Source organism: Streptomyces sp. NPDC059166 (assembly GCF_042755185.1).
GTDB lineage: Bacteria > Actinomycetota > Actinomycetes > Streptomycetales > Streptomycetaceae > Streptomyces.
Genome location: NZ_JBHZCI010000044.1, coordinates 1 through 11,871, shown reverse-complemented (window position 1 = coordinate 11,871; position 11,871 = coordinate 1). Strand labels below are relative to the sequence as shown.

The following is an 11,871-nucleotide window of genomic DNA, read 5'->3' as shown; positions in this document are numbered from 1 at the left end:
AATGTTCCCCGGCACCTGTTCGCTCAGAGCGATCAACCTGGAAGCACCTCCCGGCCTGCGAGGTTCCATGGGTGCCGACCGGCCCGGGAGCTCACCCCCCGGCGACGGCCGGGCAGCCCTCTTCCACCCGAGCATCCCCGAGCCTGCGGGCATTCCCGGCCGGAGGCACCCACCCGCCGCGGTGAGCCGGGCCGCCTTGCCCGGCTCACCCGGAGAGGCGCCGCCCCGAAGGGTGGCGCGGCGCGAATTCGCTGGCCCCGCGGCGGGACGACAAGAAAGATGGACGCGCACCGATGACCCCGAGCGCCCACCGGAGACCTCTCCCATGTCCGCCACAGATGCCAGCAGCCCCGTCGTCCTGGACCGGCGGGACGGCCCCTTCGGGGAAGTCGTCCTGCGTGAGCGGGGCGAGCACTTCGAGATCATCGCCAACGGCTGCTTCCTGATGGACACGTCCGACGGGCGCTCCGAACGGCTCCTGGTCGACGCCGCGCTCGGCGCCCTGCCCGAGGACCGGCGGGACCCCTCGGTCCTCGTCGGCGGTCTCGGCGTCGGGTTCTCGCTCGTACGGGCGGCCGAGGAGGACCGCTGGGGCCGGATCGTGGTCGTCGAGCGGGAGGCGGCGGTGGTCGACTGGCACCGCACCGGCCCGCTCGGCCGGATCACCGGGCCCGCGCTCGCCGATCCCCGGACGGAGATCCTCCGCGGCGATCTCGTCGAACACCTCCGTACGACCACGGAGCGTTACGACGCACTGTGCCTGGACATCGACAACGGCCCGGAGTGGACGGTCACCGAGGACAACGGCAGCCTCTACTCCCCCGCCGGACTCGCGGCCTGCCGGGCCCGCCTGACGCCGGGCGGGGTCCTCGCCGTCTGGTCCGCCCAGCCGTCCTCCGGCTTCGGCGCGGCGCTGCGGAATGCCGGATTCCACGCCGTAAGGACCGAAGAAGTAGCCGTTGCCCGAGGTGTTCCCGACGTGGTCCATCTCGCACTGCGCGGCGACTGAACCCCCACCCGGTATACGCGTCCCGGTCCTGCCGGGGGCGGGACGCCCCGAGCCCGCCGGTCCGTATCCTTTCCCGTGGGTAACACCTCCGTGCCGGACAACACCCTGCGTAGCCGGGAGACGTCCTCTGCCCTTACGCTGCTGACCGGCACACGGGCCTACCGACGAAATCCACAAGCGACAACCGTGCCTCCGGGGGAATGGCCTCCGCGAGAACGGGCAGGGGCGGGGCGATGGAACAGACACACACCACCCACAACGGCGCGGCGGCCACCCCCGGTGCTCAGCGCCGGGTGCTGGTGGTCGAGGACGACGCGACGATCGTCGACGCCATTTCCGCCCGGCTGCGGGCCGAGGGCTTCCTGGTGCAGACCGCGTCCGACGGCCCCTCGGCCGTGGACGCGGCCGAGGCATGGCAGCCGGACCTGATGCTGCTCGACATCATGCTCCCCGGCTTCGACGGCCTGGAGGTGTGCCGGCGCGTGCAGGCCCAGCGCCCCGTACCGGTGCTGATGCTCACCGCACGGGACGACGAGACCGACATGCTGGTCGGACTCGGGGTCGGCGCGGACGACTACATGACCAAGCCGTTCTCGATGCGGGAGCTCGCGGCACGCGTCCACGTCCTGCTGCGCAGGGTCGAGCGGGCCGCGCTGGCCGCCGTCACCCCCCGCAGCGGGATCCTCCGCCTCGGCGAGCTGGAGATCGACCACGCGCAGCGCCGGGTCAAGGTGCGCGCCGACGACGTGCACCTGACTCCGACCGAGTTCGACCTGCTGGTCTGCCTGGCGAACACCCCGCGCGCCGTACTGTCCCGGGAGCAGCTGCTCGCCGAGGTCTGGGACTGGGCGGACGCCTCCGGGACACGCACGGTCGACAGCCACATCAAGGCCCTGCGCCGGAAGATCGGCGCCGAGCGCATCCGTACCGTGCACGGCGTCGGCTACGCCCTGGAGACCCCCGCGCCATGACCCGGCCCGGGTCAGGACTACGGCCGTTCTCCATCAAGGCCAAGCTGGGCACGCTCGTCGTCGTCTCCGTGTTCATCACGACCGGACTGCTGATCGTCGCCCTGCGGACCAGGACCGAGTTCCGGTTCATCACCGTCTTCTCGGTGATCGCCACCCTGCTGATCACCCAGTTCGTGGCGCACGGCCTCACGGCGCCGCTGGACGAGATGCGCGCGGTGGCGCGGTCGATCTCGCACGGCGACTACACGAGACGGGTGAGCGGCGCCGGGCGCCGTGACGAGCTGGGCGATCTCGCGCAGACGATCAACCGCATGACGGACGACCTGGAGGCGGAGGACCGGCACCGCAAGGAGCTGGTGGCCAATGTCTCCCATGAGCTGCGCACCCCCATCGCCGCGCTCAGAGCGGTGCTGGAGAACGTCGTGGACGGGGTGTCGGAGGCCGACCCCGAGACGATGCGTACGGCGCTGAAGCAGACGGAGCGCCTGGGCCGGCTGGTGGAGACGCTCCTCGACCTGTCCAGGCTGGACAACGGCGTGGTCCAGATCAAGGCACGCCGCTTCGAGGTCTGGCCCTATCTCTCCGGCGTACTCAAGGAGGCGAACCTGGCCGCCTCCCACCGCCGCCTCTCCTCAGGTTCCGGCAACCACACCCGTACAGATGTCCATCTGCATCTGGACGTGTCGCCGCCCGAGCTGACGGCGCACGCCGACGCGGAACGCCTGCACCAGGTGGTCGCCAATCTCATCGACAACGCCGTCAAGCACAGCCCGCCGCACGGCCGGGTCACCGTGCTGGCGCGCAGGGGCGCGCATCCCGAGTCGCTGGAGCTGGAGGTCATCGACGAGGGGCCCGGCATCCCGGAGGCGGAGCGCCACCGGGTCTTCGAGCGGTTCAACCGGGGCCAGGCACCGTCGCCGCACGGCCCGGGCAGCGACGGGGGCACGGGGCTCGGTCTCGCCATCGCCCGCTGGGCGGTGGATCTGCACGGTGGCCGGATCGGGGTGGCCGAATCCGCCCGGGGCTGCCGCATCCAGGTCACCCTTCCGGGGATCGCCCCGTTCCGCGATTGACCCTGTGTTCGAAGCGGAGGGCCCCGTTTCTGCCTCCGGGCCGGGAAAGCGATACGGTCCAAGGGGCCGTACACCGGCCTCGCGTACCGAAGGGCAGCGGAACCCTGCTTGTTTCCCGCCATTTCATGCGCCGAAACCCGGCTTCCGATGTGATGTGCACGACGAAGACCGGCCCGGCCTGCACGTAACGGCTGGGGAGGCGTAGCCTTGATTTCCGCTGTCCATCACCTTGTGAAGCGGAAGAGGGCGGTTGCCGCCGTGTCGTCTCAGTCCCCCAGTAACTCGAGCATCTCGACCGATCAAGAAGCAGGCTCCGGGTCGAACCCCGCCGCCGCTTTCGGCCCGAATGAGTGGCTCGTCGACGAGATCTACCAGCAGTACCTCCAGGACCCGAATTCGGTCGATCGCGCCTGGTGGGACTTCTTCGCCGACTACAAGCCGGGCGCGTCCGGCACGGCGGACAAGCCCGTACCCGCACCCGCGGGAGCGGTGACACCGGCTCCGGCCGCCACCGCAGCGAGCACCGTGAACAACTCCGCCCCGACCCAGGCCGCGCCGGCGCCGGCCGCCCCGGCCAAGCCCGCGGCCGCCGCCCCGGCGGCTCCCGCGAAGGCCCCCGCCGCCCCGGCGAAGCCCGCGCCCGCCAAGGCCGCTCCCGCGGCGGCGAAGTCGGAGGAGGCTCCGGCCGAGGCCCCCGCCGGCCCCGAGTACGTCACGCTGCGCGGCCCCTCCGCCGCGGTCGCGAAGAACATGAACGCCTCCCTGGAGCTGCCGACGGCCACGTCCGTCCGCGCCGTCCCGGTGAAGCTGCTCTTCGACAACCGCATCGTCATCAACAACCACCTCAAGCGGGCCCGCGGCGGGAAGATCTCCTTCACGCACCTCATCGGGTACGCGATGGTGCAGGCCCTCAAGGCCATGCCGTCGATGAACTACTCCTTCGCGGTGAAGGACGGCAAGCCGACCCTGGTCAAGCCCGAGCACGTCAACCTCGGCCTGGCCATCGACCTGGTGAAGCCGAACGGCGACCGCCAGCTCGTCGTCGCGGCCATCAAGAAGGCCGAGACGCTCAACTTCTTCGAGTTCTGGCAGGCCTACGAGGACATCGTCCGCCGTGCCCGCGTCGGCAAGCTCGGCATGGACGACTTCTCAGGTGTCACCGCCTCGCTGACCAACCCCGGCGGCATCGGCACCGTCCACTCGGTGCCCCGCCTGATGCCCGGACAGGGCCTCATCATGGGCGTCGGCGCGATGGACTACCCGGCGGAGTTCCAGGGCACCTCCCAGGACACCCTGAACAAGCTCGGTATCTCGAAGGTCATGACCCTGACCTCGACGTACGACCACCGGGTCATCCAGGGCGCCGCGTCCGGCGAGTTCCTCCGGGTGCTGGCCCAGCTCCTCCTCGGCGAGAACGACTTCTACGACGAGATCTTCAAGGCGCTGCGCATCCCCTACGAGCCGGTCCGCTGGCTCAAGGACATCGACGCCTCGCACGACGACGACGTCACGAAGGCTGCACGCGTCTTCGAGCTGATCCACTCCTACCGGGTCCGCGGTCACGTGATGGCCGACACCGACCCGCTGGAGTACCGCCAGCGCAAGCACCCCGACCTCGACATCACCGAGCACGGCCTCACCCTGTGGGACCTGGAGCGGGAGTTCGCGGTCGGCGGTTTCGCCGGCAAGACGATGATGAAGCTCCGCGACATCCTCGGTGTCCTGCGTGAGTCGTACTGCCGCACCACCGGCATCGAGTTCATGCACATCCAGGAGCCGAAGGAGCGCAAGTGGCTCCAGGACCGGGTGGAGCGTCCGCGCCCCGCGCCGGAGCGCGAGGAGCAGCTGCGGATCCTGCGCCGCCTCAACGCCGCCGAGGCGTTCGAGACGTTCCTGCAGACCAAGTACGTCGGCCAGAAGCGCTTCTCGCTGGAGGGCGGCGAGTCCGTCATCCCGCTGCTCGACGCGGTCATCGACTCCGCCGCCGAGGCCCGCCTCGACGAGGTCGTCATCGGCATGGCCCACCGCGGCCGCCTCAACGTCCTGGCGAACATCGTCGGCAAGTCGTACGCGCAGATCTTCCGGGAGTTCGAGGGCAACCTCGACCCCCGCTCCATGCACGGCTCCGGCGACGTCAAGTACCACCTCGGCGCCGAAGGCACCTTCACCGGTCTGGACGGCGAGCAGATCAAGGTCTCGCTGGCCGCCAACCCCTCGCACCTGGAGGCGGTCGACCCGGTCCTGGAGGGCATCGCCCGCGCCAAGCAGGACATCATCAACAAGGGCGGCACCGACTTCACCGTCCTGCCCGTCGCGCTCCACGGCGACGCGGCCTTCGCCGGCCAGGGCGTCGTCGCCGAGACGCTGAACATGTCGCAGCTGCGCGGCTACCGCACCGGCGGCACCGTGCACGTGGTGATCAACAACCAGGTCGGCTTCACCGCCGCCCCGGAGTCCTCGCGCTCCTCGATGTACGCCACGGACGTGGCGCGCATGATCGAGGCGCCGATCATCCACGTCAACGGCGACGACCCGGAGGCCGTGGTCCGCGTCGCGCGGCTCGCCTTCGAGTACCGGCAGACGTTCAACAAGGACGTCGTGATCGACCTCATCTGCTACCGCCGCCGCGGTCACAACGAGGGCGACAACCCGGAGTTCACCAACCCGCAGATGTACACCCTGATCGACAAGAAGCGCTCGGTGCGCAAGCTCTACACCGAGTCCCTCATCGGTCGCGGCGACATCACGCTGGAAGAGGCCGAGCAGGCCCTCCAGGACTTCCAGGGACAGCTGGAGAAGGTCTTCGCGGAGGTCCGTGAGGCCACCTCGGCGCCGTCCCAGCCGCATGTCCCGGACGTCCAGGCGGAGTTCCCCGTCTCGGTCGGCACCGCGGTCTCCTCGGAGGTCGTGAAGCTGATCGCCGAGTCCCAGGTCAACATCCCCGACGGCATCACGGTGCACCCGCGTCTGCTCCCGCAGATGCAGCGCCGAGCGGCCTCCGTGGAGAACGGCACCATCGACTGGGGCATGGGCGAGACCCTGGCCATCGGGTCGCTGCTGATGGAGGGCACCCCGGTCCGGCTCGCCGGCCAGGACACCCGCCGCGGCACCTTCGGCCAGCGTCACGCGGTCCTCGTCGACCAGAAGACCGGCGAGGACTACACCCCGCTGCTCTACCTCGCCGACGACCAGGCCCGCTACAACGTCTACGACTCGCTCCTCAGCGAGTACGCGGCGATGGGCTTCGAGTACGGCTACTCGCTGGCCCGCCCGGAGTCCCTGGTGATCTGGGAGGCCCAGTTCGGCGACTTCGTCAACGGCGCCCAGACCGTCGTCGACGAGTTCATCTCCTCCGCCGAGCAGAAGTGGGGCCAGACGTCCGGCGTCACCCTGCTGCTGCCGCACGGCTACGAGGGCCAGGGCCCGGACCACTCGTCCGCGCGTCCGGAGCGTTTCCTGCAGATGTGCGCGCAGGACAACATGACGGTCGCGATGCCCACCCTGCCGTCGAACTACTTCCACCTCCTGCGGTGGCAGGTGCACAACCCGCACCACAAGCCGCTGATCGTCTTCACCCCGAAGTCGATGCTCCGCCTCAAGGCGGCCGCGTCGAAGGTGGAGGAGTTCACCAGCGGTGGCTTCCGCCCCGTGATCGGCGACGAGACGGTGAAGGCCGAGGGCGTCCGCAAGGTGGTCTTCGTCTCCGGCAAGCTCTACTACGACCTGGACGCCGAGCGCGAGAAGCGTGGCGACACGGAGACCGCGATCATCCGGCTGGAGCGTCTGTACCCGCTGCCGGGTGCGGAGATCCAGGCGGAGATCGCCAAGTACCCGAACGCCGAGAAGTACCTCTGGGCCCAGGAGGAGCCGGCCAACCAGGGTGCGTGGCCGTTCATCGCGCTCAACCTGATCGACCACCTGGACCTGGCCGTCGGCGCCGACGTGCCGCACGGCGAGCGTCTGCGCCGCATCTCGCGGCCGCACGGCTCGTCTCCGGCGGTCGGCTCGGCCAAGCGTCACCAGGCCGAGCAGGCTCAGCTGGTCGACGAGGTCTTCGAGGCCTGATCAGCGGCTGTACACGACCGGAGGTCCCGGCCCCGCGAACATCTCGCGGGGCCGGGACCTCCGGCTTTCCGGCCTCGTTATTCTGGTCCCATGTACTTCACGGACCGTGGCATCGAGGAACTGGAGAAGCGGCGCGGCGAGGAGGAGGTCACCTTCGAGTGGCTCGCCGAGCAGCTCCGCACGTTCGTCGACCTCAACCCCGACTTCGAGGTCCCCGTCGAACGCCTGGCGACCTGGCTGGCCCGGCTCGACGACGAGGACGAGGACGAGTAGTCACCTCCCGGGGCTCCCCGCCGCGGTGCCCCTGATCCGGTTGTAGGCGAGCCCCAGCACGCCCTGCGCGAGCAGGACCAGACCCGCCGTGATCCAGCCGCCACTGCGGCGCCGCGCTCCCCAGAGGGTGAGCGGAAGTCCCGCCGCGATCTGGGCGGCGGCCACCGTCCGGGCCCTCGGGCCCAGCACCCAGGGACCGAGGCTGCCGCTCTCCACGGCGTCCAGCTCGACGCGTACGGCATCGCGCCAGCCCGCCCATTCGATGAGTTCGGCCCGCGGGAGGACGGCGGCGACCGAGCGCAGCCGGTCGGCCGGCTCACCGGGCGTGAGACCGGCGGGCAGTTCCACACCCGCGCGGGCGAGGACGGTGAGCAGGTCGCGCAGCCGGGCGCCGGAGTCGGCCGCCGGGTCCTCCCTGGTGAGCGCTTCCAGAGCCTGGACGTCGAGCACGGGGTCGAGGCCGAGCCGGAGGGCGGAAGTACGCATCGCCTCCTCCTCGGCGGCCGGGGTGCCGTCCGCCAGCCAGATGTAGCCGACCGGACGGCGGAATCCCGAGGCCAGGGTGTAGCCGGAACCGTCCGCGTCCCACCACAGGGCGAGCACCGGCCAGGTCGAGCCGACCGCGAGGGCCGTCGCCCATCCCCCGACGACGCGGTCGACCGGCTCAGGCCTTTCGCCGTCGGCCGCGGACCCGCCGGGGGACGCGGTCCTGTCCACCGCGCCACCGTCGTGTCCGTCCCTCCGCCAGGGTTTCCCCTCGGGCACGAGCACACTCCAGCCCTCCCCCGCCGGTACGAGGAGCATGCGCTCCTGCAGCAGGTGCGCCACGGGCCGTACGGTCTCGGGTTCGGCCCGGCAGAGCAGCAGGGCACCCACGGATGTCGCGGTCATGCCTCACACGCTAGGTCACTTTCGCCCCATTTGAACCTTTTCACCCCTCCATGGCGCCCCCCGACCCCCTTGCCGCCGCCCTTCGGATTCCGCCCTTGACTTCCTCGATCCACGATATATCGTGTTCTCAGGAGACGCGATATATTGCGTCACACCGTCCAGCGGGAGGTCATACCCATGCCTGAGCCGACGTGGAACGTCGCCGAGCCCCGGAAGCTCACCTTCGACGAGCCCGTGACAGCACTCGACGTGCGCATCGTCGATGGCACGGTGAATGTCGTCGGCACGGACGAGCCGACCGCCCGGCTGGAGGTGACCGCGATCGACGGCCCCCCGCTGATCGTGACCCAGGAGGGCGGATCCCTCACCGTCACGTACGAGGACCTTCCGTGGCAGGGGTTCCTCACCTGGCTCGACCGCCGGCGTCCGCGCCGCACCGCCGTGGTCTCCCTGGCGGTGCCTGCGGGCGCGACGGTCAAGGTCGGAGCGGTCGGAGCGGAGGCGGTCGTCTCGGGGATCCGCGGGCGCACCGAGCTGAGGGGCGTCTCAGGCGACAGCACCCTGGTGGGTCTCTCCGGCGTGGTCCGGGCCGAGACCGTGTCGGGCCACCTGGAGGCCCAGACGGTCACGGGCGACCTGCGCTTCCAGTCCGTCTCGGGGGACCTGACCGTCGTCGAGGGTGCGGGCACCTCGGTGCGAGCGGAATCGGTCACCGGCCACATGGTGCTCGACCTGGACACCTCCTCGAAGCCGACGGACATCCGGCTGACCTCGGTCTCCGGCGAGATCTCCATCCGGCTGCCGCACCCGGCGGACGCACGGGTCGAGGCCAACACGGCGAGCGGCGCCGTCTCCAACGCCTTCGAGGACCTGCGGGTGGGCGGCCAGTGGGGCGCCAAGAAGATCACCGGCACACTGGGCGCGGGCACCGGGACCCTGAAGGCGACCACCGTCTCGGGTTCGATCGCCCTGTTGCGGCGCCCTCCCGCCCAGGACAGCGCACACGATGCCGAGCAGACCGGAAAGGTGCTCTGACATGCCCCCCGTATTCGCCCATGGCCGTCTCCGCCTCTACCTCCTGAAGTTGCTGGACGAGGCCCCCAGGCACGGGTACGAGGTGATCCGGCTCCTGGAGGAGCGCTTCCAGGGCCTGTACGCACCCTCGGCCGGCACGGTGTATCCCCGCCTGGCCAAGCTGGAGGCCGAAGGGCTCGTCACCCACGCGACCGAGGGAGGGCGCAAGGTCTACTCCATCACCGATGCCGGGCGCGCCGAGCTGGCGGGCCGCGGCGGGGAACTGGCCGATCTGGAGCTGGAGATCCGTGAATCGGTCTCCGAGCTGGCCGCGGAGATCCGCGACGACGTGCGGGGCGCGGCAGGCCGGCTCCGCAGCGAGATGCGTGCGGCCGCCTCCGAGTCCAAGCACGCCCCTGCCGGAGACCACCGGACCGGATGGGACCCGGGATCAGGAGAGAGCGAGGCCTGGCGCACGGCGAAGGAGGAGCTGCGCAAGGCCAAGCAGGAGTGGAAGGAACAGGCCCGCAAGGCGAAGGACGAGTCCCGCAAGGCCCGCGAGGACGCGGACCGCGCCCGCCGCCAGGCCCAGGAAGCTCAGGAGAAGGCGCGGGAGCAGATGCAGAACGCCGCGCGGCAGGTCCAGGAGCACTTCTCGCGGGGTGACTGGCCGGCGGGGGTGCGGGACGGTCTGGCCGAGATCACCGGACAGCTGGGCAATTTCGCCAGGACCGGCTCCTGGCCTTCCTACAGCCGGCCCGCGCCCGGGGAGCCGGACATCGAGTGGGCCGCCGACACCACCGGCACGGGCGATCCCGCCCGCGACCTGGACCGCCTGCTGGACCGGTTCCGCGACGACGTCCGCGACGCGGCCCGGGACCACGGGGTGAGCGAGACTCAGCTCGCCGAGGCACGCCGCCATCTGGCGTCGGCCGCGACCCAGATCGGCTCGGTGCTGCGCGGCACCGCGGCCGGCAGGAACGGGCCGTCCGGCACGCGGTGAACACCACGCAGGGGGCTCCGGCCCGCGCCCCGTTCAGCGCGCGCCGGCGGGCCGGGCACGGTCCAGTCCGCCGCCGCCCTGCCGATACGGCGGCCGACAGGCGGTGACGACCGCGCAGGCAACGCCGGCCCGTACCGCTCTCAGCGCGGGCCGACAGGCAGGGCACGGTCCAGTCCGCCGGCCGCCCTCCCGACAGGGCGGCCGGCACGCGGATGCTGTCGGCTCGGTGGCGCGGAAGGCGAGGTCAGCTCGCCCGGGCCTGGCCTTCGCCGCCATCCCCGTACAGAGCTCGCTCCACGCTCTCGTACGTCGCCCCGTGCTCCGCGAGCACGTCGGCGACCACGCCCGGGCAGGCGGTCAGAGCCAGCAGCAGGTGCTCCTCACCGATGAAACGGTCGCGCCTGCCGAGCGCGATGCGGAGCGACTTGGCCAGGACGCCCTTGGCGCCGTCCGCGAACGGTCGGTGCCCGTTCCGCCACCGGCGATTCCCCCGTGGTGGAGCCAGAACACCTTCGCCGTGCACATCCTCCATCCGGGCCACGATCTCGGACACGTCGATACCGAGGCCGGCGAGCGCCTCCTCGTCGGCGCTGGTGAGCCCTCCTCGGCGGCGAGCCCGTTCGAGTGACGCCTCGACGGAGGCCCGACGGTCCACGAGGCCGAGCGCTGTGACGGCGAACGCCCCACGCCCCTCCCCCTGGTCCAGCAGGGACAGCAGCAGGTGCTCCTCGGCGACCTTGTCCGCACCGGCCCGCTCGGCATGGGACACAGCCCCGGTCACCACCACCCGGGCGCCCTTGGTGAATCGCTCGAACATCAATGCCTCCCGTACTTCTTGTGGACGGCCTGCCTGCTGACACCCAGTTCGGCGGCGATCTCCTGCCACGACCACCCCTGGACGCGGGCGCTTCTCACCTGGACGGCTTCGAGCTGTTCGAGCAGCCGCCGCAGAGCGGCGACCGCCCGGAGCCCCACACGCGGGTCGCGGTCACCGGCGCGCGCGGCAAGATCCGTTGCTTCGGTCATGATGTCAACTTACGTTGACATGCGAGGCGGCGTCAACCAACGTTGACAAGATTCGTGACGAGGCGTGCGTGCCGCTCCACGTCGTAGCGGATATTCCCGTAGCGAAGCTTCCCCCGCTCGATTCCCTCGGCGGCGAAGCCGGCCCGCCGGGCCACGGCACATGACGCGGGATGTTCACCCGGTACCCGAGCTCGAGACGGTGGAGCCCCAGGTCGTCGAAGGCCCAGCGGGCCGTCGCTCGTACGCCCGCGGCGGCGATGCCGGCGCCCCGAGCCGATTCGGCCGTCCAGTACGAGACCCAGCCGGTGTCGTGCACGCGGTTCACCGCCGTCACCGCCACCGACCCTAGGTGTATTGCCCTGTGAGGTTGGGGACGCGGCTGGCGGGTGGTTTGCCTGCGAGTGCGGTGTGGCCGCGGTGGTGATTGTAGGAGTGGAGCCAGTGGGGGAAGGCGTCGCGTCGTTCCTGTTCTGAGCGGTAGGGCTTGGCGTAGGCCCATTCGTCGAGCAGGGTGCGGTTGAGGCGTTCGACCTTGCCGTTGGTCTG

Annotated in this window: 11 protein-coding genes and 1 pseudogene; 7 read left to right on the top strand and 5 right to left on the bottom strand. The window is 70.7% G+C overall.

Annotated elements, in window-relative coordinates; translation table 11 throughout:
• The first annotated feature begins 325 nt into the window (after nt 1-325).
• From ACFXOA_RS27120 to ACFXOA_RS27100, 5 genes are all read left to right on the top strand, one after another.
• On the top strand, nt 326-1,009 hold the full coding sequence (locus ACFXOA_RS27120) for a spermidine synthase (RefSeq protein ID WP_385033795.1): 684 nt from the start codon (nt 326-328) through the stop codon (nt 1,007-1,009).
• 233 nt (nt 1,010-1,242) lie between these two features.
• The gene (locus ACFXOA_RS27115) at nt 1,243-1,980 is read left to right on the top strand and encodes a response regulator transcription factor (RefSeq protein WP_385033791.1); all 738 of its coding nucleotides are present in this window, start codon (nt 1,243-1,245) and stop codon (nt 1,978-1,980) included.
• A complete protein-coding gene (locus ACFXOA_RS27110; RefSeq protein ID WP_385033788.1) occupies nt 1,977-3,053 on the top strand; it encodes an ATP-binding protein in 1,077 nt (358 codons plus the stop codon). Before ACFXOA_RS27115 ends, ACFXOA_RS27110 begins: the two co-directional genes overlap by 4 nt.
• A gap of 258 nt (nt 3,054-3,311) precedes the next feature.
• Nucleotides 3,312-7,118 carry a multifunctional oxoglutarate decarboxylase/oxoglutarate dehydrogenase thiamine pyrophosphate-binding subunit/dihydrolipoyllysine-residue succinyltransferase subunit gene (locus ACFXOA_RS27105; protein WP_385033786.1) on the top strand — a complete coding sequence of 1,269 codons (3,807 nt, stop codon included), beginning with the start codon at nt 3,312-3,314 and terminating at the stop codon, nt 7,116-7,118.
• Between the two features lie 90 nt (nt 7,119-7,208).
• Nucleotides 7,209-7,391 (top strand): DUF6104 family protein, encoded by a 183-nt coding sequence (locus ACFXOA_RS27100; protein WP_003961784.1) that lies wholly within the window; start codon nt 7,209-7,211, stop codon nt 7,389-7,391.
• On the opposite strand, the gene ACFXOA_RS27095 is transcribed toward ACFXOA_RS27100, so the two are convergent.
• Nucleotides 7,392-8,282, bottom strand: a complete 891-nt coding sequence (locus tag ACFXOA_RS27095) for a hypothetical protein (RefSeq protein ID WP_385033784.1) — start codon at nt 8,280-8,282, stop codon at nt 7,392-7,394.
• 177 nt (nt 8,283-8,459) lie between these two features.
• Between ACFXOA_RS27095 and ACFXOA_RS27090 the strand changes: the two genes are divergently transcribed.
• Entirely contained in the window at nt 8,460-9,317 is an 858-nt protein-coding gene (locus ACFXOA_RS27090; RefSeq protein WP_385033781.1) for a hypothetical protein, read from the top strand.
• Between the two features lies 1 nt (nt 9,318).
• A complete protein-coding gene (locus ACFXOA_RS27085) occupies nt 9,319-10,299 on the top strand; it encodes a helix-turn-helix transcriptional regulator (RefSeq protein ID WP_385033778.1) in 981 nt (326 codons plus the stop codon).
• A 244-nt stretch (nt 10,300-10,543) separates the two neighbouring features.
• Here ACFXOA_RS27085 and ACFXOA_RS27080 read toward each other — a convergent pair whose 3' ends face one another.
• The 4 genes and pseudogenes from ACFXOA_RS27080 to ACFXOA_RS27065 form a co-directional block, all read right to left on the bottom strand.
• Nucleotides 10,544-11,116: a Clp protease N-terminal domain-containing protein gene (locus ACFXOA_RS27080; RefSeq protein WP_385033776.1), complete on the bottom strand. Its 573-nt coding sequence runs from the start codon at nt 11,114-11,116 to the stop codon at nt 10,544-10,546.
• Nucleotides 11,116-11,325 carry a sigma factor-like helix-turn-helix DNA-binding protein gene (locus ACFXOA_RS27075; protein ID WP_014154112.1) on the bottom strand — a complete coding sequence of 70 codons (210 nt, stop codon included), beginning with the start codon at nt 11,323-11,325 and terminating at the stop codon, nt 11,116-11,118. The genes ACFXOA_RS27080 and ACFXOA_RS27075 overlap by 1 nt, the downstream gene beginning before the upstream one ends.
• A 32-nt stretch (nt 11,326-11,357) precedes the next feature.
• Nucleotides 11,358-11,674: pseudogene (locus tag ACFXOA_RS27070) on the bottom strand (GNAT family N-acetyltransferase); the annotation flags it as partial.
• A partial coding sequence (locus tag ACFXOA_RS27065; protein WP_385033772.1) for an integrase core domain-containing protein occupies nt 11,671-11,871 on the bottom strand: 201 nt, incomplete at its 5' end. The pseudogene ACFXOA_RS27070 and the gene ACFXOA_RS27065, both read right to left, overlap by 4 nt.

Bases quoted from the DNA above. Each gene is read 5' to 3' on its own strand.
- ACFXOA_RS27115 (WP_385033791.1), top strand. From the start codon at position 1,243: ATGGAACAGACACACACCACCCACAACGGCGCGGCGGCCACCCCCGGT.
- ACFXOA_RS27120 (WP_385033795.1), top strand. From the start codon at position 326: ATGTCCGCCACAGATGCCAGCAGCCCCGTCGTCCTGGACCGGCGGGAC.
- ACFXOA_RS27095 (WP_385033784.1), bottom strand. From the start codon at position 8,282: ATGACCGCGACATCCGTGGGTGCCCTGCTGCTCTGCCGGGCCGAACCC.
- ACFXOA_RS27110 (WP_385033788.1), top strand. From the start codon at position 1,977: ATGACCCGGCCCGGGTCAGGACTACGGCCGTTCTCCATCAAGGCCAAG.
- ACFXOA_RS27100 (WP_003961784.1), top strand. From the start codon at position 7,209: ATGTACTTCACGGACCGTGGCATCGAGGAACTGGAGAAGCGGCGCGGC.
- ACFXOA_RS27085 (WP_385033778.1), top strand. From the start codon at position 9,319: ATGCCCCCCGTATTCGCCCATGGCCGTCTCCGCCTCTACCTCCTGAAG.
- ACFXOA_RS27075 (WP_014154112.1), bottom strand. From the start codon at position 11,325: ATGACCGAAGCAACGGATCTTGCCGCGCGCGCCGGTGACCGCGACCCG.
- ACFXOA_RS27080 (WP_385033776.1), bottom strand. From the start codon at position 11,116: ATGTTCGAGCGATTCACCAAGGGCGCCCGGGTGGTGGTGACCGGGGCT.
- ACFXOA_RS27090 (WP_385033781.1), top strand. From the start codon at position 8,460: ATGCCTGAGCCGACGTGGAACGTCGCCGAGCCCCGGAAGCTCACCTTC.